Source organism: Streptomyces sp. Ag82_O1-12, assembly GCF_900182715.1.
In the GTDB taxonomy this organism is placed as follows: domain Bacteria; phylum Actinomycetota; class Actinomycetes; order Streptomycetales; family Streptomycetaceae; genus Streptomyces; species Streptomyces massasporeus.
This window is the reverse complement of record NZ_FXUW01000001.1, coordinates 6067124-6091186: the sequence shown is the minus strand read 5'-3', so window position 1 is coordinate 6091186 and position 24063 is coordinate 6067124. Positions and strand designations below refer to the sequence as shown.

Annotated in this window: 19 protein-coding genes; 6 read left to right on the top strand and 13 right to left on the bottom strand. The window is 72.2% G+C overall.

Annotated features, from left to right (window positions below; all coding sequences use genetic code 11):
* Positions 1–56: 56 nt before the first annotated feature.
* The 4 genes from QOL88_RS28025 to QOL88_RS28010 form a co-directional block, all read right to left on the bottom strand.
* Entirely contained in the window at positions 57–251 is a 195-nt protein-coding gene (locus QOL88_RS28025) for an acyl-CoA carboxylase subunit epsilon (protein ID WP_030851540.1), read from the bottom strand.
* 35 nt (positions 252–286) lie between these two features.
* Positions 287–1870, bottom strand: coding sequence for an acyl-CoA carboxylase subunit beta (locus QOL88_RS28020; RefSeq protein WP_097220928.1), 1584 nt, complete (start codon positions 1868–1870; stop codon positions 287–289).
* Positions 1871–2024: 154 nt separating this feature from the next.
* Positions 2025–4403 (bottom strand): polysaccharide lyase 8 family protein, encoded by a 2379-nt coding sequence (locus QOL88_RS28015; protein WP_179878983.1) that lies wholly within the window; start codon positions 4401–4403, stop codon positions 2025–2027.
* A gap of 611 nt (positions 4404–5014) precedes the next feature.
* Positions 5015–5872 (bottom strand): SDR family NAD(P)-dependent oxidoreductase, encoded by an 858-nt coding sequence (locus QOL88_RS28010; protein ID WP_097220926.1) that lies wholly within the window; start codon positions 5870–5872, stop codon positions 5015–5017.
* A 419-nt stretch (positions 5873–6291) separates the two neighbouring features.
* Here QOL88_RS28010 and QOL88_RS28005 point away from each other — a divergent pair, with 419 nt between their 5' ends.
* Positions 6292–6897: a YceI family protein gene (locus QOL88_RS28005; RefSeq protein WP_097220924.1), complete on the top strand. Its 606-nt coding sequence runs from the start codon at positions 6292–6294 to the stop codon at positions 6895–6897.
* Between the two features lie 217 nt (positions 6898–7114).
* Positions 7115–7900, top strand: coding sequence for a S1 family peptidase (locus QOL88_RS28000; protein WP_097220923.1), 786 nt, complete (start codon positions 7115–7117; stop codon positions 7898–7900).
* 213 nt (positions 7901–8113) lie between these two features.
* On the opposite strand, the gene QOL88_RS27995 is transcribed toward QOL88_RS28000, so the two are convergent.
* Positions 8114–8698, bottom strand: a complete 585-nt coding sequence (locus tag QOL88_RS27995; protein WP_257027909.1) for a TetR/AcrR family transcriptional regulator — start codon at positions 8696–8698, stop codon at positions 8114–8116.
* Between the two features lie 69 nt (positions 8699–8767).
* Between QOL88_RS27995 and QOL88_RS27990 the strand changes: the two genes are divergently transcribed.
* Both QOL88_RS27990 and QOL88_RS27985 read left to right on the top strand, forming a co-directional pair.
* Entirely contained in the window at positions 8768–9706 is a 939-nt protein-coding gene (locus tag QOL88_RS27990; RefSeq protein WP_097220921.1) for a DMT family transporter, read from the top strand.
* Between the two features lie 166 nt (positions 9707–9872).
* Positions 9873–11051, top strand: coding sequence for a Cmx/CmrA family chloramphenicol efflux MFS transporter (locus QOL88_RS27985; protein ID WP_097220919.1), 1179 nt, complete (start codon positions 9873–9875; stop codon positions 11049–11051).
* A gap of 102 nt (positions 11052–11153) precedes the next feature.
* On the opposite strand, the gene QOL88_RS27980 is transcribed toward QOL88_RS27985, so the two are convergent.
* The gene (locus tag QOL88_RS27980) at positions 11154–12503 is read right to left on the bottom strand and encodes a hypothetical protein (protein ID WP_097220917.1); all 1350 of its coding nucleotides are present in this window, start codon (positions 12501–12503) and stop codon (positions 11154–11156) included.
* A 141-nt stretch (positions 12504–12644) separates the two neighbouring features.
* Between QOL88_RS27980 and QOL88_RS27975 the strand changes: the two genes are divergently transcribed.
* Complete coding sequence (locus tag QOL88_RS27975) at positions 12645–13304, top strand: SLATT domain-containing protein (protein WP_097220916.1); 660 nt, start codon at positions 12645–12647, stop codon at positions 13302–13304.
* A 76-nt stretch (positions 13305–13380) separates the two neighbouring features.
* On the opposite strand, the gene cimA is transcribed toward QOL88_RS27975, so the two are convergent.
* The 5 genes from cimA to ureA form a co-directional block, all read right to left on the bottom strand.
* The gene (gene cimA / locus QOL88_RS27970) at positions 13381–14985 is read right to left on the bottom strand and encodes a citramalate synthase (RefSeq protein WP_097220914.1); all 1605 of its coding nucleotides are present in this window, start codon (positions 14983–14985) and stop codon (positions 13381–13383) included.
* Between the two features lie 404 nt (positions 14986–15389).
* Positions 15390–15989, bottom strand: a complete 600-nt coding sequence (locus tag QOL88_RS27965) for a TetR/AcrR family transcriptional regulator (RefSeq protein ID WP_097223214.1) — start codon at positions 15987–15989, stop codon at positions 15390–15392.
* Between the two features lie 8 nt (positions 15990–15997).
* Positions 15998–17035, bottom strand: a complete 1038-nt coding sequence (locus QOL88_RS27960) for an agmatine deiminase family protein (protein WP_097220910.1) — start codon at positions 17033–17035, stop codon at positions 15998–16000.
* 9 nt (positions 17036–17044) lie between these two features.
* The gene (locus QOL88_RS27955; RefSeq protein ID WP_097220908.1) at positions 17045–18757 is read right to left on the bottom strand and encodes an urease subunit alpha; all 1713 of its coding nucleotides are present in this window, start codon (positions 18755–18757) and stop codon (positions 17045–17047) included.
* Positions 18754–19461 (bottom strand): urease subunit gamma, encoded by a 708-nt coding sequence (gene ureA, locus QOL88_RS27950; protein WP_097220906.1) that lies wholly within the window; start codon positions 19459–19461, stop codon positions 18754–18756. The genes QOL88_RS27955 and ureA overlap by 4 nt, the downstream gene beginning before the upstream one ends.
* 115 nt (positions 19462–19576) lie before the next feature.
* On the opposite strand from ureA, the gene QOL88_RS27945 reads away from it, so the two are divergent.
* On the top strand, positions 19577–21151 hold the full coding sequence (locus QOL88_RS27945; RefSeq protein WP_257027908.1) for a cytosine permease: 1575 nt from the start codon (positions 19577–19579) through the stop codon (positions 21149–21151).
* A gap of 414 nt (positions 21152–21565) precedes the next feature.
* Here the strand turns inward: QOL88_RS27945 and QOL88_RS27940 are convergent, their stop codons facing one another.
* On the bottom strand, positions 21566–22654 hold the full coding sequence (locus tag QOL88_RS27940; protein WP_097220904.1) for a branched-chain amino acid aminotransferase: 1089 nt from the start codon (positions 22652–22654) through the stop codon (positions 21566–21568).
* A 242-nt stretch (positions 22655–22896) separates the two neighbouring features.
* Complete coding sequence (locus QOL88_RS27935; RefSeq protein ID WP_097220902.1) at positions 22897–23940, bottom strand: 3-isopropylmalate dehydrogenase; 1044 nt, start codon at positions 23938–23940, stop codon at positions 22897–22899.
* Between the last annotated feature and the right edge of the window lie 123 nt (positions 23941–24063).

The window sequence follows — 24063 nt, the reverse complement described above, 5'->3', positions numbered from 1 at the left end:
ACCACACCACGGCCCCGCCCTCCCGAAGGAGGACGGGGCCGAAAGGGCGTGAACGGTCAGCGCCAGCTGTGCGGGGCCCTGAAGCCCGGCTCGCGTTCCAGGCGGCGCCAGCCCGCCTTGATGCGGCCGCGGTGGGCCGGGGTCGGGTCCGTGGGGCGGGCGGCGGCGCGGGCCAGGAGGATGGCCGTGATGGCGGCGACTTCCTCGGGCTCGGCGTGGCCCTTCTCGACGCGGATGTCAGGCGATTCCATGGGTGTCAGTCTCCGTGAGGAAGATGTCCGCAGGGTTACTGCGGCGGGTTGCCGTGCTTGCGGGACGGCAGGTCCGCGTGCTTGGTCTGGAGCATGGCGAGGGACTTGATCAGCACCTCGCGGGTCTCGGCGGGGTCGATGACGTCGTCGACCAGGCCGCGCTCGGCCGCGTAGTAGGGGTGCATCAGCTCGGACTTGTACTCCTTGACCATGCGGGCCCGCATGGCCTCGGGGTCCTCGGCCTCGGCGATCTGACGGCGGAAGATGACGTTGGCCGCACCCTCCGCGCCCATGACCGCGATCTCGTTGGTCGGCCAGGCGTAGGTGAGGTCCGCACCGATGGACTGGCTGTCCATGACGATGTACGCACCTCCGTAAGCCTTGCGCAGGATCAGGGAGATCCTCGGCACGGTCGCGTTGCAGTAGGCGTAGAGGAGCTTCGCGCCGTGGCGGATGATGCCACCGTGCTCCTGGTCGACGCCCGGGAGGAAGCCGGGGACGTCCAGAAGAGTGATGATCGGGATGTTGAACGCATCGCACATCTGCACGAAGCGGGCCGCCTTCTCGGAGGCCTCGATGTCCAGCACACCCGCCAGGGCCTGCGGCTGGTTCGCCACGATGCCGACGACCTGGCCGTCCATCCGGCCGAGCGCGCAGATGATGTTGCGGGCCCAGCGCTCGTGGACCTCGAGGTACTCGCCGTCGTCGACGATCTCCTCGATGACCTTGGCCATGTCGTACGGCCGGTTGCCGTCCGCCGGGACCAGGTCCAGGAGGACGTCCGAGCGGCGGTCGGCCGCGTCCGAGGGCTCGGTGCGGGGCGGGTTCTCGCGGTTGTTCTGCGGGAGCAGCGAGAGGAGGTAGCGGACCTCGGAGATGCAGGTCTCTTCGTCGTCGTAGGCGAAGTGGCAGACACCGGACGTCTCGGCGTGCACGTCGGCGCCGCCCAGGCCGTTCTGCGTGATCTCCTCGCCGGTGACCGCCTTGACGACGTCGGGGCCGGTGATGAACATCTGCGAGGTCTCGCGGACCATGAAGACGAAGTCGGTGAGGGCGGGGCTGTAGGCCGCGCCGCCGGCGCACGGGCCGAGCATCACCGAGATCTGCGGGATCACGCCCGAGGCCTTGGTGTTGCGCTGGAAGATGCCGCCGTAGCCGGCGAGCGCCGACACGCCCTCCTGGATGCGGGCGCCGGCGCCGTCGTTCAGCGACACCAGCGGGGCACCGGCCGCGATGGCCATGTCCATGATCTTGTGGATCTTCGTGGCGTGGGCCTCGCCCAGGGCGCCGCCGAAGATGCGGAAGTCGTGGGCGTAGACGAAGACCGTGCGACCCTCCACCGTGCCCCAGCCGGTGATCACACCGTCGGTGTACGGCTTCTTGGCGTCCAGGCCGAAGCCGGTCGCCCGGTGCCGACGCAGCTGCTCGACCTCCCGGAAGGACTCCGGGTCGAGGAGGAGCTCGATGCGCTCCCGCGCGGTCAGCTTGCCCTTGGCGTGCTGCGCCTCGGTCGCCTTCTCGCTCGGTCCCGCCATCGCCTGCGCACGGATCTCGTGCAGTTCGGCCACGCGTCCGCGCGCGTCGGTCGGCTCACCCGGCGCCTCATCCAAAACGGTCATGTAGTGACCTTACGAAGCCGACCGCGGAATGCGAGCCGTCGACTCCTCACAGTCTCCGGCGTGTTTTCCTGGTACCCCTGAACAGAACCGTGGCGCGGTTGAGCCTTTCCGACTGCTCAGGGGGCGTGTCGCTTGTAGGGGTCACACAAAGGGCTCAGACGAGAGTCACCTCACAGACGTGGGTGGCGCATACCTCCCCCGGGGTGACGCGCACGCGCAGCCGGCGGCCTGTGGAGAGCACCTCGACCGTCTCGTCCGCCCGGTCGACCCGGCGGACCGGGTGGTCCCAGACGATCTCCAGCGGTTCGCCCGTACGGGGCGGTTCGCTCACGCAGAGGGTAGCGGTACGGCCCCGGCGGACGACCAGCACGCTCGCGCCGCCGGAGGCGGAGAGCGGACCCGCCGTCCCCGCCTGCCAGAACGAGACGGCCGTGCAGCCGAGGGAGGGCACGGTGACCGCCTGGCGGACGGCGTCGTTGGCGAGGACCGACATCCAGTGGCGGTCGGCGGCGCGGCGCGCGACCGCGTGCCGGGACGCCCCCGGCATGAGGACGTAGGTGTACGTGGCGTCCTCGGGGTCGGTGCCGTGGTCGAGCCAGAGGGTCTGCCAGCGGCGGCTGCGCCGCTCCGGTGTGCTGCCGGTGTTGATGTCGGACCAGGCGCCGGTGCGGTCCTCGCGCAGCGCCTTCGGCTCGCGGCCGAACAGGACCCAGCCGCCGTGGTCCTCCAGGTGGGCCCAGTGCGGGCCCTTGACGAAGCGCGGGGTGCCTGATGTGCCGAGGTTGCGGTTGTCGATGACGGTCTCGACCGGGACGCCGTCGGAGCAGGTGATCCCGGCGCCCAGGCAGATCACCGCGTCCTCGACGCAGAACCAGGACTTGCGGGCTTCGAGGGTGGAGCCGAGGCCTTTGAGGTGCTGGCCGAGGGCCGCGTAGGTGCCGTCGGTGGTGCCGCCGACCCAGCGCGCGTCCGGGCGGGCCGTGCCCCACTCGCCGCCCTCGCGGTCGGCGAGCCGTTTGGTGGAGACGGTGGTGCCGGGCAGGCGGTACCAGTCGACGGTCGGCCAGAACCAGTCCGTGTACTGCTCGCCGGTGCCTTCGGCCCACCAGCTGACCATGCCCGCGCCGGTGTGCCAGCCGCGGGGGTTCTCGCCGTTGCCGCACTCGTAGTGGGCGATGCGGTCGCTGGCCATGGCGATGTTCACGGTGAAGCCGGGGCCGCGGTGGACGGCGCGGTCCATGGCGGCGAAGAGGTGATGCCCGGGGGGTTCGGGCGCGGCCGGGGCGGGTGAGGCCGCGACGGCGTGCAGCCGGGCCAGGTCCGCGACGCCGAACTGGGGTGCCGTCAGGATCGGGCTCACGGTGTCGCGTTCGATCCAGCCCTTGACGCGGGCGTGCCAGCGCTCGCGCTCCCCGGCGCTCGCACCGGCCGCGAGCAGGGCGATCGCGGCGACGAGCTGCCCGCCGTGGAAGTGGTCGCTGCGCAGGACCTTGCGGTCGTCGGTGCTGAGGTAACCGCGGCTGATGGCCCGGCCGTTGACGCTGTCCATGACGAGTCCGTCGTGGATGAGCGGCGCGTAGGCACGCTCGACGCTGTCGAGGACGATCTGCCGGTTCGGGTCGGTGACCTCCCAGGCGGATCCGGCGAGCAGGGCGAAGAGGCGGCCGAGGCCGTCGAGCATGACCTGGCCGTAGGTGCCCGAGTAGGCGACCCAGGTGTGCTGGACGAAGGAGCCGTCGGCGTAGAGGCCGTCGCCCCTGGTGACGTACGGGAAGACCGGGGAGAGGGCGTCCCGGGCGAGGGCGATCTTTGCGGGGTCGCGGCCGAGGATGCCGCGCAGGGCCACGGAACGGCACAGGTCGACGCGGTTGGCGCCGGTGGAGGTGCCGCTGTAGTCGCCGAGGGCCGAGTCGGGGACGAAGTGGTCGACGGCGGCGCAGGCGGCACGGACGCGGGCCTCCCCCAACTCCTCGTACAAGGCGGCCGTGATATCCATCAGCAGGCGGGGGCTGCCGATCTGCCACTCCCACCAGTTGCCGTAGCGGGTGGTGGAGGGGTTGTAGACGGTGGCGCAGAGGTGGTCGAGGCCGCGCAGGATGCCGGTCAGGAGGGCGGGGTCGGCGGTGGAGCCGGTGCCCTGCTGGACGTAGGCCTGGGTCATGGTCCACAACCGGCCGTAGCTGAGGGTGATGCCGGCCGGCGGGTCGAAGGGGTGCCCGGGCCAGAGGGAGTCCGCCGCCGGGGTCATGCTCGCGCGCAGGTCCCGGGCGAGCGCGCCGGTCTCGGCGAGCCGGGTGGCGTAGGGCTCGGCCGTGGGGTCGTAGCCGGTGCCGAGGGAGATTTCGAGCCAGCGGCGGCGGAGGGTGTCGTACGGATCGCCCGACGCGTCGCCACCCCGGCCGGCCGGTGCCGCGCCCCCGGTCGCCGCGAGGGCGGCGGCCACCAGCATCAGGGCGCGCCGGCTGAGCCGGAGCGGGGCGGCTGCCCCGGCCGCACGGCGGGGAAAGAGGCGACGCTGGGGAGTCATGCCCATGCCCTACCCCGGGGAGAGGCTCACCTGAACGATGGATTCGGCCGGAGTGACCGGAACGGGGGAACGGCCGGGGCGGCCAGACCCGGCCATTCTCAACGGAGCGGGGACCGTCGGGGGCAGTGGAACCGGGAACGGCCGGAGAAGCCGGAGCCGAAGCCGACCGAGACGGCCCGAACCAGGAACCGCCCGGGCCACCCGCGCGGGGGTCCGCCGACGTCAGCCACCCGACCAGGCCCGACCGAAGCCGGTCCCCCCGACCAGGCCCGGCCGAAGTAGGTCACCCCGACGGGGCCCGCCCCGCATGGGTCAGCCGAACCGCGCACCGCCGACAGCCCACCCCAACAGACCCGCTCAACGGGAGCCACCCCGACCGAGCACGGCCCACATGCGTCAGCCGAAACCCGCACCTCCGACCCAGGCCACCCCAACGGCAACCGCCGGACGGCAGCCACCCGACCAGGCCCGGCCGGCGTCACCCCAACGGGCCCGGCCGCCGCGGTCGCCCTGGGGGGCACGGCCGCCGCGGTCACCCTGACCGGACACGGCCGCCGCGGTCACCCTGACCGGACACGGCCGCCGCGGTCACCCTGACCGGACACCGCCCCCGTTGGTCAGCCGAAGCGGTTCAGCAGGCGGCGGTACAGGCCCGGGGCGAGGCCACGGACCCGGCCCGGGACGGTCAGCCAGGTGGGGATGTAGGCCTCGTCGCGGTTCTGCCGGACGGCGTCCCAGATCGTGCCGGCGACGCAGCCGGGCGACAGGAGACCGGCCCGGGCGCCGTCGTAGGGCCTGCCGCGGCGGGTGTGGAAGGCCGTGTCGACGGCGCCGGGCACGACGAAGGTCACGCCCACGCCCGTGCCGCGCAGTTCCTGGCGCAGCGCCTCGGCGAAGGCGGCCAGTCCGGCCTTGGCGGCGGAGTACACCGCCTGCTCCCGCAGGCCCACGCACCCCGCGACCGCACCCAGCAGCACCACGCGCCCCCGCCCGGCCGCGATCATGGTGGGCAGCACCTCGCGCACGAGGTGGAGCGTGGCGTTGAGGTCCAGGGTCAGGACGCGGTCGATGTCGGTGTGCGGCATGGCGGTGAAGGGGCCCGTCCAGCCCATGCCCGCCCCGGCGACCAGGACGTCGATCCGGCCGGTGGTGTGCAGCGCGGACTGGGCGAGCAGGCGCGGACCGCCCGGGGCGGCGAGGTCGGCTGGCAGCACGACGGCCGAGGTGCCGGAGGCCGTCTGCTCCAGGCGGTGCCGGTCGCGTCCGTTCAGCAGCAATTGCCAGCCGTCCGTCGCGAAACGCCGTGCCGTGGCGGCTCCGATGCCCGAGGAGGCGCCGGTGACCAGGGCCACGCGCCGGTCGAGTCGCCGCGGCGGCCCGTACTGGTTCACCCGGGCGGGGACGGGGGCCGTGGCGCGGCGGGGGGTGGGGTCCGCCGGTGGGTCGTAGGCCGAGCCGGAGCCGGTGAGTGTCACGAGTCGCTCTCCCCTGCGCTGTGCGTCCGCCGTGGTCTCGTCTGTCTCCATACGCTCACTGGAAACGGAACCCCGTCTCGTCGGACCCCGCCACCGCACGGATGGCCGCCGGGGCCCCGCGTGGAGGCCCCGGCGGGCCCCCGCCTGTGGGGACGCCCGCATACGGGGCCACTGCGCACCGCCACCGGCAGAACCACCCGCGCGGGCCGCGCGATTGCTCCAAGCGGGGGTACGCGAAGGGGCGCGGGAGATGACCGAGGGGGAGGTCCAGGAGGGGGCGCGGGAGTCCCGGGAGGGGTGCGGCGGAAGGCGTCGGGGACACACTCGTCGAAGATGTTGAACATTGAACGGAATAGGTCTACGGTGGGTCGCGTTGGAGTAGTTAAAGATTCAACTTCACACGCAGGAGGCGTACCCCCATGAGCATCTTCAGCCGCAACGACACCCGGACCGCCGCCGCCACCGGTACCGCCGTGAGCCCCGAGCTGGCCGCCCTCACCGGCGACTACACGATCGACCCCGCGCACTCGACGATCGGCTTCGTCGCCCGGCACGCCATGGTCACCAACGTCAAGGGTGGCTTCCAGGACTTCACCGGCACGCTCCACCTCGACGGCACCGACCCGTCGCGGTCGACGGCCTCGCTGGACGTCATGATGGACAGCATCGACACGGGCAACGCGGACCGTGACGGCCACCTCAAGAGCGCGGACTTCTTCAAGGCGGACGAGTTCCCGGCCATGACGTTCCGCTCCACCAAGGCGGAGGCGCTCGGCGGTGACGACTACCGGATCACCGGCGATCTGACGATCCTCGGCACCACCCGCCCGCTCGCCATCGACCTCGAGTTCAACGGCGCCGCGAAGGACCCCTTCGGCAACGAGCGCGTCGGCTTCGAGGGCAAGGCGGAGATCCTGCGCTCCGAGTGGGGCCTGACCTGGAACGCCGCGCTGGAGACGGGCGGCGTCCTCGTCTCCGACAAGATCAAGCTCAACTTCGACATCTCGGCCATCAGGAACGCGTGAGCCCCGCGGGGCCGGCCCGGTGACATCGCCCGGGCCGGTCTGGCCGGTTCCCGCCCCTTGTGCGAAGACTCCCGGCGTTCCCATAATCCAGCAGCAATATTTTGACCAGTCCATGCCAGCACATGGACGTTCTTTTTGCCCTCGCTGCTGTCATGCGCTCGTCAATCTGATGCTTCGGTTGCACCTCCCCAGTCAACCCCCCACGGAAGGCATCACGTTGAAGAGACTTCTCACGGCTCTCAAGAGATGCGCGGCCCTCGGCGCCGCCGCGCTCGCGATCGCCAGCCTTCAGCCCCTCTCCGCCGCCCAGGCCGCCCCCTCGCCCGTCGTCGGCGGGACTCGGGCCGCACAGGGCGAGTTCCCGTTCATGGTCCGGCTCTCCATGGGCTGTGGCGGGGCGCTCTACACCCAGCAGATCGTGCTCACGGCCGCGCACTGCGTGGGCGCCTCCGGCAACAACACGAGCATCACCGCCACCGCGGGAGTCGTCGACCTCCAGTCGACCAGCGGCCGGGTCCAGGTCCGCTCCACCAAGGTGCTGCGCGCCCCCGGCTACAACGGCACCGGCAAGGACTGGGCGCTGATCAAGCTCGCCCAGCCCATCAACCTGCCGACCCTGAAGATCGCCACCACCACGCAGTACAACACCGGTGACTTCACCATCGCCGGGTGGGGCGCGAACCGTGAGGGCGGCTCCCAGCAGCGCTACCTCCTGAAGGCGACCGTGCCGTTCGTCAGCGACGCCGCGTGCAAGGCCTACGGCGGTCTCTACAGCGATCTCGTCGCGAACGAGGAGATCTGCGCCGGCTTCGACGCGGGCGGGGTCGACACCTGCCAGGGCGACTCCGGCGGCCCGATGTTCCGCAAGGACAACGCCGGCGCCTGGATCCAGGTCGGCATCGTCAGCTGGGGCGAGGGCTGCGCCCGTCCCGAGGCACCCGGCGTCTACACGGAGGTCTCCACGTTCGCCTCCGCCATCGCGTCGGCGGCGTCGACCCTCTGACCCACGGCTTCAGGGCCCGGCACCGAGGGGTGCCGGGCCCGTTCCTCGGCGAGTGCGACGGCCTCCGCCCTGTGCGCTCAGCCTGCCTCCGGCTCCCGTGCCTCCCAGCGTCGCCACCGCCGCCGCCACCCGCGCGGCCCTGCTCCCCGCCGTCCGGGCGCTGTTTGTGACAGGTCGTAGTGGCTCCACCCCGGCAAGGACGGTTTCCGTCCGCTAGGCCAGCAGCGCGCGAGCGTGTTCGCGGGCCTGGGCGATGGCGTCCGGGAAGACGTCCAGGCCGTGGGCGACCAGGGCGCCCTCGTGCAGGAGCATCAGCGTCCGGGCCGTGGCGTCGGCCGTCTCGGGTGCGATCTCCGAGGCGAGATCCGTGAACAGGGCGAGCATCCACCGCTTCTGACCGGTGATGATCGGGCGGGCCGGATGGGCGGGGTCGCCGATCTCCGCGTGAGCGTTGACCATGCTGCATCCCCTGGGGCTGAACTCCTCCGCCCATGCGCGCGAGGCGTCGAACACCGCCAGGACGCGCTCGCCCGGGGCCGGTCCCGCCGCGTCGAGGCGCTCGGCGAGGAAGGCCCGCCAGCGCTCGTCGCGGTCCGCGAGGTACTCCACGACGATCTGCTCCTTGGAGCCGAACCGGTCGTAGAGCGTCTTCTTCGTGACCCCGGCCTCGGCGGAGATGAGGTCGACGCCGACGGCATGGATGCCGCGCTCGTAGAAGAGCCTGGCGGCGGCGGCCAGGACGCGGCGGGCGGCGGGCGTCATCGTGATCCGGCGCGGGTTCGGCGCGGTGGTATCCATGACACCGACTATACCGATCTGTATAGTGAGCGGAACGAGTAAACCGATCTGTCTACTGGTTGTGATGTCGTGACCATCCTCCTGTCCCTCGCCTTCGTCCTGTGCTGGAGCTCCGGCTTCATCGGGGCCAAGCTCGGCGCCGGCGGCGCGTCCGCGCTCACGGTCCTGATGTGGCGGTTCCTGCCGCTGGCCGTCGTCCTCGTCGCCGTCGCCGTCGTCATGCGATCGGCCTGGCGCGGGCTCACCGCCCGGGACCTCGCCCGGCAGGCCGTGGTCGGCGTGCTGTCGCAGAGCGGCTATCTGCTCAGCGTCTACTACGCCATCCAGCTCGGTGTCTCCAGCGGTACGACGGCCCTCATCGACGGGGTCCAGCCCCTGGTCGCCGGGGCCCTCGCGGGGCCGCTGCTCGGGCAGTACGTCTCGGGCCGGCAGTGGCTCGGTCTGGGCCTCGGGCTGAGCGGTGTCGCCGTGGTCACGCTGGCCGACGCGGCGGCGGGCGGCGGCGTGGCCTGGTGGGCGTACGCCATCCCCCTGCTCGGCATGCTGTCCCTGGTCGCCGCGACGTTCCTGGAGAGCCGGGACCGCTCGCGGGTCGCCCCGTCGGTGTCACTGACCGTCCACTGCGTCACGAGCGCGGTCCTCTTCTCGGTGCTGGCCCTCGGCACCGGGACGGCCGCTCCACCCGCGCGGGGGGACTTCTGGGTGGCGGTCGCCTGGCTCGTGGGGCTGTCCACGTTCGGCGGGTACGGGCTGTACTGGCTCATCCTGAAGCGCTCCGGCGTCACCGAGGTCAACACGCTGATGTTCCTGATGGCCCCGGTCACCGCGGTCTGGGGCGCGCTGATGTTCGGTGAGCCGTTCGGCGTGCAGACCGCTCTCGGCCTGACCGTCTGCCTCGTGGCGGTCGCCGTCGTCCATCGCGGTGCCGGCCGGAAGGGCACGAGCCTGACCGCCGCCCGGTCGGAGCCGGAGGAAAACCGGTGGACCCGGTCCCCCGGCTCCAGCTAGCGTGCGGTCCATGTCCGGCCCCGAAGCGTCCAGAGTGTGGCCACCGGCTCTCCGGTGGCTGTTCGTGACGCCGATGCCGGGCCGCTGAGGCCGCCCGCTCCGCTCCGCTGCCGGTTTGCCGTCCGACCTGTCGTGTCCGACGTCGACTTCCGGTGCGGAGTTCTTCATGCCGTTCGCTCTCTTTCTGCTGGGCCTTGCCGTGTTCGCGCAAGGCACGTCCGAGTTCATGCTGTCCGGGCTGGTGCCGGACATCGCGCGGGATCTGGGGGTGTCCGTCCCCGCGGCGGGCGCCCTGACCTCGGCCTTCGCGGCCGGGATGGTCGTGGGGGCGCCGCTCGTGGCGGGGCTCGCGCGGCGCTGGCCCCGGCGGGGCGCGCTGCTGGCGTTCCTCGTCGTCTTTCTCGCCGTCCACGTCGTCGGCGCGCTCACCGGCAGCTTCGGCGTCCTGCTCGCCACCCGGGTGGTGGGGGCGTTCGCCAACGCCGGGTTCCTCGCGGTCGCCCTGGTCGCCGCCGTGGGCATGGTCCCGGGCGACGCGAAGGGGCGGGCGACGTCCACGCTGCTGGGCGGGGTGACGCTGGCGTGTGTGGCCGGGGTGCCGGCCGGGGCCGTGCTGGGTGAACTGTGGGGCTGGCGTACGGCGTTCTGGGCCGTGGCGCTGGTGTCGCTGCCCGCGCTGGTCGCGGTGGCGCGGTCCGTGCCGGGCGGTGCGGCCGGGGGCCCGCCGCCCGCGTTGCGCGGTGAACTGCGGTCGCTGCGCGATCCCCGGTTGCTCGTCACCCTTCTGCTGGGCGCCCTCGTGAACGGCGCGACGTTCTGCACCTTCACGTATCTCGCTCCGCTGGTCACCGGGGTGTCCGGGCTGGGGGACTCCTGGGTCCCGGGGGTCCTGGCCCTGTTCGGGGCCGGGGCGTTCGCGGGGGTGACCGCCGCGGGGCGCTTCGCCGACCGGCACCCCGGGCCGGTGCTCGCCGGCGGGGGCCTGGCGCTGGGCGCGGGCTGGTGCGCCCTGGCCCTCGGTGCCGGGCACCCCGTCCTGACCCTCGCGCTTGTCTTCGCCCAGGGCGCCCTGTCCTTCGGCGTCGGCTCCACGCTGATCGCCCGTGCGCTGTACGCGGCGCAGGACGCGCCCACCCTGGCCGGAGGCTTCGCGACGGCGGCGCTCAACGTGGGCGCGGCGGTGGGCCCTTGGGCCGGAGGCGCGGTGATCGACGCGGGGTTCGGGTACCGGGCGCCGGTGTGGGTCAGCGCGGGCCTGGTGGCCCTGGCCTTCGTGGTCGCCGGGACGACGCTGCGACGGCGGGAGCAGCGGTCCGCGGGGCAGGAGATGCCGCTACGACGCTGAGTCCGTGGGCCGTGGAACTCGGGGCCCGGTCAGTCCGGTCCGAGCCTCGAGCGCGGTCAGCCCGGGCCAAGAGCCCAGCGTGCCGTACTGCTCGGAGCCGGGTCAGAACCCACCCCCGAAGTCCCCGCCGCCGCCGAAGTCCCCTCCCCCGAAGCCTCCGCCGAAGTCGCCGCCGAAGTCGCCGGAGTTGAAGTCCGCGCCGGAGACGTCGCCGCCCTCGTAGCCGCCGAAGTCGCCGTAACCGGAGCCGTAGTCGGCCGCGTAGGCGGGGGTGGCCATCATGCTGCCGAGCATGGTGCCGACGAGGAGGCCGGGCAGGAGGCCGCCGCCGAAGTAGCCGCCGGCCCAGGGGCCGTACGCCGGTCCGGCCTCCCAGTAGGGGCGGCGGCCGTAGTCGGTGTCGACCTCTCGGATCGCCGGGTCGCGGCCCTCGGCCAGGCGCCTTTCGTCAGCCGCGCAGACCGGGACCTCGCGGGCGGTGCCGGTCGGGGGCGTCCACGTGGCGTCGGCGACCGAGGGGCCGTGGCGCGGGTCGAAGAAGCAGGGCGGGCGGCGCTCCGGCAGGGCTCCGCCCTCGCGGCGGGCCGAGAGCCGGGCCAGGGAGAACCGGCCGTCCTCCACGGCCTGGGTGACGGCCCGGACGTCCTCCGGTTTCGTCGCGGCCGCCATCAGGGACTTGGCCTGGTCGTAGCAGTCCAGGGCACGCTCGTAGTCGGCGCGCATCGCGTCGTCCGCGCCCGGTTCCGAGGGATGGAAGTCGAGCCGGTCGAGTTCCTCGCCGAACGCGGTGATGTCCTCGTCGACGACCACCCGCAGCTTCTCCAGCGCGGCCCGCTGCTCCTCCTCGTGGCGGCGCCGGTTGCGGCGGACCACGGCGTACGCGCCCGCGCCGCCGACCGCGACCAGGGCGCCGATCGTGATCAGGCCGCCGACCGGCACGTCGGTGCCCGAGCCGTCGCTCCAGCTGCTCGGCGCCGAACCGCCCACGTTGCGCAGGGCGTCATCGACGAAGTCGTTCAGCTGGGCCTTGGTGTCGCCCGCGTCCTGCACGGCCGTGACCAGGTTGGACACCGACTGCCGGCTCATCACGGAGCTGTCGGCGCGGGCGTCGAACCGGTCGCCGAGCCGGATGCCGTACAGGCCGGTGACGCCGGTCTCGGTGCGGAGGTTCCGGAAGAGGTCCTGCGTGGGGTAACCGGCCGGGAGGACGGCCACGAAGACGGGCTTGTCGGCGTCCTTGATCTTGTCGGCGAGCGCCTGCGCGTCCGACGCCGCGAGCTGCCCGGAGGCGGCCGGATCGACGTAGACGGGGCTCTCACGCAGTTGCCGGGCGACCTCGGAGAGGCCGGTGGCAGCGTGCGCGCCCGGCACACCGGCCAGCAGCACCGCCAGTACGGCGGCGAACGGCACGATCAGCAGACGTACCACGGTACGCACCAGTGCGGCCCTCATATGTTCGAAGCTACCCGAAATGCCACAGAAAGGGTTATCCGTCGAGCCGGGGATTTGTCGAGGCGGCTGCGCCTAGGATGCCTCTGGCCATCCAGGAGGGGCGGGAACAGGGACATGTTCGGACGACGTAGAGCTGCGGACATGACGGTGTCCGAACTGACCGAGCTGGACCGGTCGCGCACGCGGGCCGACCTGCTGTGGGAGCTGTTCCGGCACGCCGAGGCGGAGGTGACGTCGGCGATCGGCTGGTATCTGGCACGGCGCCGGGGGCCGTCGCTGTGGTCGCGTTCGCTGCGGGCGCTCGCCACGCTGCTGGGCGTCGTCGGCACGATCACGCCGCTGGTGCACGCGGCCTCGCCCACGACCGTGCAGCCCGAGTGGGGTTTCGTGTTCCTGGCCGGCGGGGCGGGGTGCGTGCTCTTCGACCGGATCTTCGGGTTCTCGGCGTCCTGGACCCGCTACATCCGTGCCGAACTGGCGCTGCAGCAGATCCTCAAGAAGGCGCAGTCCGACTGGGCGCAGGCGTTCCTGAGGACCACCGACTCCCCCAGCGACAAGGAGCAGGCGGCTCTGCTCGGGGTGATCGAGCGGCTGCGGACCGACGCGCAACGGATCATCGAGGACGAGGGCACGGCGTGGGTCGGCTATCTGGCCGACGGCGTCGAGGAGCTGACCCGCTCCACCAGCACCGCCACCGGCCAGCGCTCCCACACCGCGGGCCTGTTCCGCCTCGACCGGACTCCCGGCCGCGACCGGGGCGGCGAGGTCCCGGTGCCGCGGTCGCGGGACACGGCGATGTGAACCGCGCCCGGGGACGCGGCCCCGGGACACGGCGGTGGGACTCTGTCCCTGGGCCGTGGCCCGGCCGACCCCGGGGCTACTCCGCCGGAGCGACCCCCGCGCGCAGCAGCCCGTAGGTGTACGCGTCCTCCAGGGCCTGCCAGCTCGCGGCGATGACGTTCTCGGCGACGCCGACCGTCGACCACTCGCCCGTGCCGTCGGACGTGGAGATCAGCACGCGGGTCGTGGAGTTGGTGCCGTGCTTGCCCTCCAGGATGCGGACCTTGTAGTCCACCAGCTCCAGCTTGGCGAGCTGGGGGTAGATCTTCTCCAGGCCCACGCGCAGGGAGCGGTCCAGGGCGTTGACCGGGCCGTTGCCCTCTGCGGTGGCGACGATGCGCTCGCCCTTGGCCCACAGCTTGACCGTGGCCTCGTTGGCGTGGGAGCCGTCGGGCCGGTCCTCGACGATGGCGCGCCAGGACTCGACCTCGAAGTAGCGCAGCGGCCCGCCCTGGACCTCGGCGCGCAGGAGGAGTTCGAAGCTCGCGTCGGCCGCCTCGTAGGTGTAGCCCTTGAGCTCGCGCTCCTTCACCCGCTCGACCACCCGGCCGACCAGTTCGCGGTCGCCGCCGAGGTCGACGCCGAGTTCCTTGCCCTTGAGCTCGATGGAGGCGCGTCCGGCCATGTCGGACACCAGCATGCGCATGGTGTTGCCGACCAGCTCGGGGTCGATGTGCTGGTAGAGGTCCGGGTCGACCTTGATCGCGGAGGCGTGCAGTCCGGCCTTGTGGGCGAAGGCGGAGAGCCCGACGTAGGGCTGGTGCGTGGAGGGGGTGAGGTTGACGACCTCGGCGATGGCGTGCGAGATGCGGGTCATCTCGCGCAGGTGCCCCTCGGGCAGGACCTGCTTGCCGTACTTGAGCTCCAGGGCCGCCACCACCGGGAACAGGTTGGCGTTTCCCACGCGTTCGCCGTAGCCGTTGGCCGTGCACTGCACATGGGTCGCGCCCGCGTCGACGGCGGCCAGGGTGTTGGCGACCGCGCAGCCCGTGTCGTCCTGGGCGTGGATGCCGAGCCGGGCGCCGGTGTCGGCGAGGACCGTGGCGACGACGGCCTGGATCTGGGCCGGGAGGAAGCCGCCGTTGGTGTCGCACAGGACGACGACGTCCGCGCCCGCCTCCGACGCCGTGCGGACGACCGCCTTGGCGTACTCGGGGTTGGCGCGGTAGCCGTCGAAGAAGTGCTCGCAGTCGATGAAGACCCGGCGGCCCTGCTCCTTGAGGTAGGACACGGAGTCGCGGACCATCGCCAGGTTCTCGTCCAGGGTGGTGCGCAGCGCGAGCTCGACATGGCGGTCGTGTGACTTGGCGACCAGCGTGATCACCGGCGCGCCGGACTCCAGGAGCGCCCTGACCTGCGGGTCCTGGTCGGCGGTGGTGCCGGCGCGGCGGGTGGCGCCGAACGCGACGAGCTGGGCGTGCCGGAAGTCGATCTCCTGCTGGGCGCGGGCGAAGAACTCGGTGTCCCGGGGGTTGGCGCCCGGCCAGCCGCCCTCGATGAAGCCCACGCCGAAGTCGTCCAGGTGCCGTGCGATGGCCAGCTTGTCGGCGACGGTGAGGTTGATGCCCTCCCGCTGGGCGCCGTCGCGCAGGGTGGTGTCGAAGACGTGGAACGAATCGTCGAGCTCGCTGGTTTCGGTCATGGTCTCAAGGCTCCTGAGGATGGGATCTCGGTCGTACCGGAATGACCGGCTCCACCGCCCTCACATACTCCCTCGCGCTCTCGCCTCCGGCTGTGGGTGGGCCAGAAATGCGAAAAACCTCTCGCGGGTGCGAGAGGTCTGCGCGCGGGTCGAGGACGACGGTGTCCGCCCGTACCTGGTCGTACGTGGCGGTCACTGCGGACCGGCGCGCCTGCTGCCAATAATCATGGCGAACGAGAGCACGGAGGCAGTCTGGCACACCCCTCGCGCTTCGCTCACCGCCGTCTCAGGATGCGGTCGGTCACCTCGGGTGACGGACGTGGACGTGCGCGGTGTCGTAGGTGTCGCCGGGCACGAGGTCGGGTGAGGAACGGGCGAAGGCGACCGTGCGGCCGCTGCGTAGTTCAGCCCTCCGCGAGGAGGCTGTCGGCGAGGAACTCGCGCACGTGAAGCAGGATCTGCGCCCGGTCGGTGCCGCGCAGGCCGATCGCCACATGGATGGAGAAGCCGTCCAGCAGCGCGCGCAGGCGGGCGGCGAACCGGTCCGGGTCGACGCGCCGGAACTCCCCGCGCGAGCTGCCCTCGGCGAGCAGCGCGACCAGGTCGCGGTGCCAGGCGCCCTCGATGGCGGCCTGCCGGTCGCGGGCGTCGGCGTCGGCGTTCTGCGAGCGGTTCCAGACCTCCAGCCACAGCGTCCAGTGCGGGTCGCGGTGGCCGTCGGGGACGTACAGGTCGACGAAGGCGTCGAGGCGTTCGCGGGCGGGCGCGGTCCGGGTCAGCAGCCGGCCGCGCTCGGCTCCGAGGCGGCCCTCGCTCCACTCCAGGGTGCGCAGCAGCAGTTCGTCCTTGGAGCCGAAGTAGTAGAGCAGATGGCCGCTGCTCATGCCGACCTCGCGGCCGAGCGCGGCCATGGTGAGCTTCTCCAGGCCGCGCTCGGCGATCATCTCCATGGCCGCGGCGAGGACGTCCTCGCGGGGCGGGGCCTGCCGTCGCCCTCCGGCCATGTGCACTCCTAGGTCCTCGGTTGCTGCTGCGTGACGCAGTGGATGCCGCCACCGCCCGCGAAGATCGTACGGGCGTCGACCAGCGTCACGGTGCGCTCGGGGAACAGGCGGCGGAAGATGCCGGCGGCGATCTCGTCGCGCGGGTCGTCGAAGCCGCACAGGACCACGCCGCCGTTGCAGAGGTAGTGGTTGATGTAGGAGTAGTCGGCCCAGTGGCCATCGGCCTCCAGGACGGTCGGGGCGGGGACCTCGACGACCTCCAGACGCCGCCCCCGCGCGTCGGTCTGGGACCTGAGCAGGCCGATGACCTCCCGGCTCACCTCGTGGTCGGGGTGGGCGGGGTCGGGCTGGGAGTGGGCCACGACGACGCCCGGGCGGGCGAAGGCCGCGACGATGTCGACGTGGCCGAGGGTGCCGAAGCCGTGGGGAGGGTAGTCGCCGGTCAGACCGCGCGGCAGCCAGATCGCCTTGCGGGTGCCGAGCTGGGCGTGGATCTCGGCCTCGACCTGCTCGCGGGACCAGCCCGGGTTGCGCTCCGGGCCGAGCTGGACGGTCTCGGTCAGCAGGACCGTGCCCTCGCCGTCGACATGGATCGCCCCGCCCTCGTTGACGAGCTTCGAGGCGTACGTCCGTGCCCCGGCGAGCTCGGCGACGTGTGCGGCGACCTTCGCGTCGTGCTCCCAGCGGGCCCACTCCTGGGCGCCCCAGCCGTTGAACGTCCAGTCGACGGCGCCCAGTTCCCCCCTGCCGTTGGTCAGGAAGGTGGGGCCGATGTCGCGCATCCAGGCGTCGTCCAGGTCCCGCTCGACCGTGTCGATGCCCTCGCCCAGCAGCGCACGCGCGTCGGCCGAGCTGCCGGGCCCGCACACCACCGTCACCGGCTCGAAGCGGCGTACGGCGCGGGCGACCGCGGCCCAGGCGACCCGGGCGGCGGCCAGTTCGCCGGGGTCGTCGAAGGTCTCGTTCGGGCCCGGCCAGGCCATCCAGGTCCGCTCGTGCGGAACCCACTCGGCGGGCATGCGGAAGCCGTCGGCGGCTGCGGACATCGTTGATCCTCAGAGGAAGTAGAGACGGTTGAGGGAGACGGACTCGGCGGGTTCGGAGTGCAGTGGCTCGCCGTCGAGGGTGACCAGACCGGTGCGCTGGTCGACGTCGACCGCTCCGGTACGGGAGTTGAGGCGCAGGTCGGCCGGGCCGATGCCGCGGGTGCCGCGCACGGCGACCCTGCGGCGCCGGGTCGGCATGGTGTCGTGGCCCTGGTCGAGCGCGGCCTGCGCGACGAACGCCACCGATATCTCGGCCGGTGTCGCCCCGTGCGCGCCGAACTGCGGTCCGAGGACGAGCGGTTCGCAGGTGTCGGTCGCGGCGCCCGGGTCGCCGACCACGCCGTACGCCGGGAAGCCGGCCTTCAGCACCAGTTGCGGTTTGGCGCCGAAGTACTCGGGCCGCCACAGCACGATGTCGGCGAGCTTGCCGGTCTCGATGGACCCGACCTCGTGGGAAAGCCCGTGCGCGAGGGCCGGGTTGATGGTCAGCTTGGCCATATAGCGCAGGACGCGCTCGTTGTCGTGCTCGTCGTCGGGGGCGCCGAACTCGGCCTTCATCTTCCCGGCCATGGCGAACGTACGGCGGACCGTCTCGCCCGCGCGTCCCATGCCCTGCGCGTCCGACGAGGTGATGCCGATCGCGCCCAGGTCGTGCAGGACGTCCTCGGCGCCCATCGTGCCCGACCGGATGCGGTCGCGGGCCATGGCGGCGTCGCCGGGCAGGTCGGTCTTGAGGTCGTGCACCGAGACGATCATGCCGTAGTGCTCGGCGACGGCGTCCCGGCCGAAGGGCAGGGTCGGGTTGGTGGAGGAACCGATGACGTTCGGCACGCCCGCCATCTTCAGGACGTTGGGGACGTGCCCGCCGCCGCAGCCCTCGATGTGGAAGGCGTGGATGGTCCGGCCCTCCAGCACGCGCAGGGTGTCCTCCACGGACAGGCACTCGTTCAGCCCGTCGCTGTGCAGCGCGACCTGGACGTCGTGCTCCTCGGCGACGCGCAGGGCGGTGTCCAGGGCGCGGGTGTGTGCGCCCATGTCCTCATGCACCTTGAACCCCGAGGCGCCGCCCTCGGCGAGGGCCTCGATCAGGGGCGCCTCGTGGGACGACGAACCGCGGCCCAGGAAGCCGATGTTGACCGGCCAGGCGTCGAAGGCGCCGAACGCGTGCCGCAGCGCCCAGGGCGAGTTGACGCCGACGCCCCACACCGGCCCGAACTCCTGCCCGATGACCGTGGTGACGCCGGAGGCGAGCGACGCCTCCATGATGCGCGGCGACAGCAGGTGGACGTGGGTGTCGACGGCCCCGGCGGTGGCGATCAGGCCCTCGCCGGAGACGATCGAGGTGCCCGTCCCGACGACGACGTCGACCCCGTCGAGGGTGTCGGGATTGCCGGCCCGCCCGATCGAGCAGATCCGGCCCTCGCGGATGCCGATGGACACCTTGCGGATGCCCTGCACGGCGTCGATCACCACGACGTTGCTGACCACGACGTCACAGGTCTCCCGGACCGCTGCCGCCTTCAGGTGCAGCCCGTCGCGGGCGGTCTTGCCGAACCCGGCGAGGAACTCGTCGCCCCGGCGCTGGGAGTCGGACTCGACCTTGACGACGAGACCCGAGTCACCGAGCCGGATGCGGTCACCGGCGCGGGGGCCGTGCGTGGCGGCGTACTCGTGCGGGGTGAGGCGGCGCGCCTCGGCGGGGTGGCCTCCTGGGCGGCTCATCGCTCGACCTCCTGATCAGGTGCTGTTTCCGGTACGCCGAGGTAGCCGCAGGCGGCGGCCCGCCTCAGGGCCTCCTCCTTGGCGCCCGGCGCGTCCAGCGGCCCGTCGACGAGCCCGGCGAACCCGATGGCGATCCGCTCGCCCCCGATCGGCACCAGCCCGACCTCGGCGCTCTCCCCCGGCCCGAACCGGACGGACGACCCCGCGGGCACGGCGAGCCGCATGCCGTAGGCCCGGCCGCGGTCGAAGTCGAGCCGCGGGTTGGCCTCGAAGAAGTGGAAGTGGGAGGTCACCGAGACGGGCACGGTCGCGGTGTTGGTGACCGTGAGCCGCTCGGCCGGCTCGGGCTCGGCATCCTCCGGGCCGGGCAGCAGCGCGCCCGGGGCGTCCGGCCCCGAGCCGCCTCCGATGGGGTCGGAGACGACCGCGAGCCGCGAGCCGTCGTCGAAGACGGCCTCGACGTGCACCTCGGTGACGACGTCGGCGACACCGGGCAGCACGTCGCCGGGCCCGAGGACGGACCGGGCGGCCTCGACGGCCTCCGCGAGCCTCCTGCCGTCCCGGGCGGCCTCGCACACCGTGTCGGCGATGAGCGCGGTCGCCTCGGGGACGTTGAGCCTCAGCCCCCTGGCCCTGCGGGCGCGGGCGAGCTCGGCGGCGCCGAAGAGCAGCAGCCGGTCGCGTTCGGTCGGGGTCAGCCGCATGTCACTCCCTCCGTTTAGAGCATCACTCTAAACATGAAATTCCCTGGACCGAAAGGTTGACGGTGAGGCAATGCGCACATCACATTGAACGTCGCTCTAACCAAGGGAGACCAACATGCCGATCGAACAGCGCGGAGTCGACACCATCCCGGAGGAGGAGCGCACCAGCGGGCCGCGCGACCTCGTGTCGATCCTGCTCGGCTCCAACCTCTGTCTGGGCGTGATCGTCTTCGGCTGGCTGCCGCCGTCCTTCGGCCTGGACTGGTGGTCGTCGGTCAGCGCGGTGCTCGCGGGCACGGTGGTGGGCGTGCTGTTCACGGCCCCGCTGGCACTGGTCTCGCTGCGTACCGGCACCAACCTGTCGACCTCCTCCGGCGCCCAGTTCGGGGTCCGCGGGCGGCTGGTCGGCTCGGTGGTCGGGCTGCTGCTGGCCCTCGGCTACACCGCGCTGACCGTGTGGATCGGCGGGGACGTGATGGTCAGCGTCCTGGGCCGGCTGGCCGGTCTGCCGCAGGGCGGGGCGTCCTACGGCATCGTCTACGGGCTGCTCGCCGCGGCCACCGTCGCCGGGGCGGTGTACGGCTACCGGGTGCTGCTCGCGATGTCACGGGTGCTGGCGTTCGGTATGACGGCCCTGCTGGCGCTGGGCGTGATCGCCTACGCCCCCGGTTTCACCACCAGCGCGCTCCCGGGGGCCGGCGGCTATCTGCTGGGCGGCTACTGGCCGACCTGGCTGCTCGCGGCCGTGGCCGCCGGGCTGTCCGGGCCGGTCGCGTTCATCACGCTCCTCGGCGACTACACCCGCTACATCTCCCCGGCCCGCCACTCCTCCCGGCGGGTGCTGCACGCGACCTGGCTGGGGCTGCTGCTGGGCCTGCTGGTGCCGCAGCTCTTCGGCACGTTCACGGCGTACGCGGCCGGGGCGGCCCTCGACTACGCGGGCCCGCTGGTCGACGCGGCCCCGTCCTGGTACCTCGTCCCCCTCCTCCTGGCGGCCTCGGCCGGCTCGGTCGGCAACGCGGGGCTGATGCTGTACTCGATGGGCCTCGACCTGGACGCGATCCTGCCGCGCGCCTCCCGGGCCCGGGCGACGTACGTGGTCGCGGCCGTCGCCACGGCCTGTGTCTTCGCCGGGCACTACTACTCGACCGCGCAGGACGCGATGACGTCCTTCGTGCTGCTCCTGACCGCCATCGGCACGCCGTGGGCGGTCATCACCCTCATCGGCTTCGCCCGCTGCGGCGGGGTCTACGACGCGGACGCCCTCCAGGTCTTCAACCGCCGCGCCCGGGGCGGCGTCTACTGGTACCGCTCCGGCTGGAACGTCCCGGCGACCCTCTCCTGGGCGGCCGGAGCGACGGTGGGTGTCCTGGCGGTGTCCCTGCCGTCGTACGAGGGTCCGCTGCTGGCGCTGACCGGCGGTGTGGACTGCGGTTTCCTGCTGTCGGGGGTGGTGGGAGGGGTGACGTACGCACTGACGGCCCCGGGCTCGCCCGCGGAGGAGCAGGGGGCCGACGAGGCGACGCCCGGCTCGTCCGTGGAGGGGCCCGGGGCTGATGAAGCGACGCCCGGCTCGTCCGTGGAGGGGCCCGGGGCCGACGAGGCGACGCCCGGCTCCTCCGGGGAGGAGCCCGGGGCCGGTGAAGCGCCGCCCGCTTCCCGCCCGATCGATTCGCGCCCCGCGTCTTGATTGCCGAGGGCGTCGTACTCGTCCCTGCTCCAGCTGACCGGCGGCTTCATGCGGGCAGGAGCCCGGCTCCTTGGCCGACCGGCTTCGACGCGGGCAGGAGCCCGGCTCTCCGGCCGACCGGCCTCGACGCGGCCGACGGCCCGACTTCCTGGCCGACCGATTCGAGGCGGCCGGTGAATCGCCATCCTGGCCGACCGATTCGAGGCGGCCAGGCGGACCGGCTTCCTAACCGGCCGATTCGACACGACCGACGGCCCGGCTTCTTGGCCGGCCGATTCGACACGGGCAAGGGCCTGGCTTCCTGCCCGACCAACTCGACACGACCGACGGCCCGGCCTCCTAACCGACCGCTTCGGGTGGTGGGTGGGCATAGGCCGGGGGCCGGGGGCGGAGCCCCCGGGGGCCAGGGGGGCCTCAGCCCAGGCGGTGCATCCAACCGTGGGCGTCCGAGGCCGTACCCCGCTGAATATCAAGCAGCGCCTGGCGCAGTCGCAGCGTGACCTCGCCCGGCTCTCCCCCGCTCTGCTTCCACTCCGCTCCGGCCCGCTTCACCGTACCGACCGGAGTGATCACCGCGGCCGTACCGCAGGCGAAGACCTCCGTCAGCGACCCGTTCTCCGAGTCCCGCTGCCACTGGTCGACCGAGACCCGGCCCTCCTCGGCCTCGTACCCGAGGTCACGGGCGACGGCGAGCAGGGAGTCACGCGTGACGCCCTCCAGGATCGACCCGGTCAGCGACGGCGTGACGATCTTGTCTCCGTACACGAAGTACAGGTTCATGCCGCCCAGCTCCTCGACCCACGTGTGCTCCACGGCGTCGAGGTAGCAGACCTGGTCGCAGCCCTTCGTCGCGGCCTCGGCCTGCGCGAGCAGGGACGCCGCGTAGTTGCCGCCCGTCTTCGCGTCGCCCATGCCGCCGGGGACGGCACGGACGCGGTCCTCGGAGACCCAGATGGACACCGGCTTCACACCACCGGGGAAGTACGCCCCGGCCGGGGAGGCGATCACCAGGAACAGGTACTCGTTGGCCGGCTTCACACCCAGCCCGACCTCGGTGGCGATCATGAACGGGCGCAGGTAGAGGGACTCCTCGCCGCCGTGCGCCGGCACCCACGCCTTGTCCTGCTTCACCAGGGCGTCGCACGCCTCGATGAACGTCTCGACCGGCAGCTCGGGCATCGCGAGCCGGCGGGCGGAACGCTGGAAACGCTCGGCGTTCTTCTCGGGGCGGAAGGTGGCGACGGATCCGTCGGGCTGGCGGTAGGCCTTCAGGCCCTCGAAGATCTCCTGCGCGTAGTGCAGGACCGTGGTGGCGGGGTCGAGGGAGATCGGCGCGTACGGCACGAGCTGGCCGTCGTGCCAGCCGCGACCTTCCGTCCACTTGATCGTCACCATGTGGTCGGTGAAGTGGCGGCCGAACCCGGGGTTGGAAAGGATCCCCTCGCGTTCCGCGTCGGAGAGCGGGTGAGCGGAGGGCTTGAGCTCGATCGTGGGCGTCGTCATGGGTTGCTGTCCTTCACCGGTTGTAGTGACGGGCCGCGCTCGGTACTGCTCTGATGGTGACCAGTGCTAGGACGTCCGAGCATTCCCTCATTCCGCGGCCTCGCGTTCGATTATCGCCCGGGGGCGGCGGCGGAAGGAACGGGGTGATTGCGGCCCGGTGGTCGATGGTGGCACCCGGCGGGAACATGCGAAAGCCGCCGGGCGCTGATGCGACCCGGCGGCTTGCGGTGAGCAGCGGCGGGTCAGCCGGCTACGCGTACGGCGAGCGCGTCGCCGATCTCCGAGGTGGAGCGGGCGGGCTTGCCGGTACGCTCCGACAGGTCGGCGGCGACCGCCTCGTCGATGCGGGCGGCCTCGGCCTCGTAGCCGAGGTGGCGCAGGAGCAGCGCGACGGACAGCACGGTGGCGGTCGGGTCGGCCTTGCCCTGGCCCGCGATGTCCGGGGCCGAGCCGTGCACGGGCTCGAACATCGAGGGGAAGTCGCCGGAGGGGTTGATGTTCCCGCTCGCGGCGACGCCGATGCCGCCGGAGACGGCCGCGGCGAGGTCGGTGACGATGTCGCCGAAGAGGTTGTCGGTGACGATCACGTCGAAGCGCTCGGGCTGCGTGACGAGGTAGATCGTCGCCGCGTCCACGTGCATGTACTCGGTGGTGACCTCGGGGAACTCCTCGGCCACCTTGTTGAAGACGTTCGTCCACAGGTGACCGGCGAAGGTCAGCACGTTGTTCTTGTGGATCAGCGCGAGCTTCTTGCGGGGGCGGGCCTGGGCCCGGGCGAAGGCGTCGCGGACCACGCGCTCGACACCGAAGGCCGTGTTGACGGACACCTCGGTGGCGACCTCGTGCTCGGTGCCCTTGCGGATCGTGCCGCCGTTGCCGGTGTACGGGCCCTCGGTGCCCTCGCGGACCACGACGAAGTCGATCTCCGGCTCGCCTGCGAGCGGGGTGGCGACACCCGGGAGGAGCTTCGACGGACGCAGGTTGACGTGGTGGTCGAAGGCGAAGCGGAGCTTGAGCAGGAAGCCGCGCTCCAGGACCCCGGACGGCACGGACGGGTCGCCGATCGCGCCGAGCAGAATGGCGTCGTGCCGCTTCAGGGCGTCGAGGTCGGCGTCGGTGAGGGTCTCACCGGTGGCGTGGTAGCGCCGGGCGCCGAAGTCGTACTCCTCGGTCTCCAGCTTCACATCCTGCGGAAGGACGGCGGAGAGGACCTTCAGGCCTTCGGCCACGACCTCCTGGCCGATGCCGTCACCGGGAATCACTGCGAGATTGATGCTGCGAGACATGCGGGCACCCTACTCCTCGTCCCATGGGATGACACACGGTGTCCGTGATGCGGACAGGCGGGAAGCACCCGACCGGGGGACGGCACGCGTCCGTAGGGTGCCGTTCACCCGTATGTGGTGCGG

Excerpts from the sequence above, each read along its gene's own strand:
- QOL88_RS28025 (WP_030851540.1), bottom strand. The coding sequence starts at position 251 with ATGGAATCGCCTGACATCCGCGTCGAGAAGGGCCACGCCGAGCCCGAG.
- QOL88_RS28020 (WP_097220928.1), bottom strand. The coding sequence starts at position 1,870 with ATGACCGTTTTGGATGAGGCGCCGGGTGAGCCGACCGACGCGCGCGGA.
- QOL88_RS28015 (WP_179878983.1), bottom strand. The coding sequence starts at position 4,403 with ATGGGCATGACTCCCCAGCGTCGCCTCTTTCCCCGCCGTGCGGCCGGG.
- QOL88_RS28005 (WP_097220924.1), top strand. The coding sequence starts at position 6,292 with ATGAGCATCTTCAGCCGCAACGACACCCGGACCGCCGCCGCCACCGGT.
- QOL88_RS27995 (WP_257027909.1), bottom strand. The coding sequence starts at position 8,698 with ATGGATACCACCGCGCCGAACCCGCGCCGGATCACGATGACGCCCGCC.
- QOL88_RS27985 (WP_097220919.1), top strand. The coding sequence starts at position 9,873 with ATGCCGTTCGCTCTCTTTCTGCTGGGCCTTGCCGTGTTCGCGCAAGGC.
- QOL88_RS27980 (WP_097220917.1), bottom strand. The coding sequence starts at position 12,503 with ATGAGGGCCGCACTGGTGCGTACCGTGGTACGTCTGCTGATCGTGCCG.
- QOL88_RS27975 (WP_097220916.1), top strand. The coding sequence starts at position 12,645 with ATGACGGTGTCCGAACTGACCGAGCTGGACCGGTCGCGCACGCGGGCC.
- cimA (WP_097220914.1), bottom strand. The coding sequence starts at position 14,985 with ATGACCGAAACCAGCGAGCTCGACGATTCGTTCCACGTCTTCGACACC.
- QOL88_RS27965 (WP_097223214.1), bottom strand. The coding sequence starts at position 15,989 with ATGGCCGGAGGGCGACGGCAGGCCCCGCCCCGCGAGGACGTCCTCGCC.
- QOL88_RS27960 (WP_097220910.1), bottom strand. The coding sequence starts at position 17,035 with ATGTCCGCAGCCGCCGACGGCTTCCGCATGCCCGCCGAGTGGGTTCCG.
- QOL88_RS27955 (WP_097220908.1), bottom strand. The coding sequence starts at position 18,757 with ATGAGCCGCCCAGGAGGCCACCCCGCCGAGGCGCGCCGCCTCACCCCG.
- ureA (WP_097220906.1), bottom strand. The coding sequence starts at position 19,461 with ATGCGGCTGACCCCGACCGAACGCGACCGGCTGCTGCTCTTCGGCGCC.
- QOL88_RS27945 (WP_257027908.1), top strand. The coding sequence starts at position 19,577 with ATGCCGATCGAACAGCGCGGAGTCGACACCATCCCGGAGGAGGAGCGC.
- QOL88_RS27940 (WP_097220904.1), bottom strand. The coding sequence starts at position 22,654 with ATGACGACGCCCACGATCGAGCTCAAGCCCTCCGCTCACCCGCTCTCC.
- QOL88_RS27935 (WP_097220902.1), bottom strand. The coding sequence starts at position 23,940 with ATGTCTCGCAGCATCAATCTCGCAGTGATTCCCGGTGACGGCATCGGC.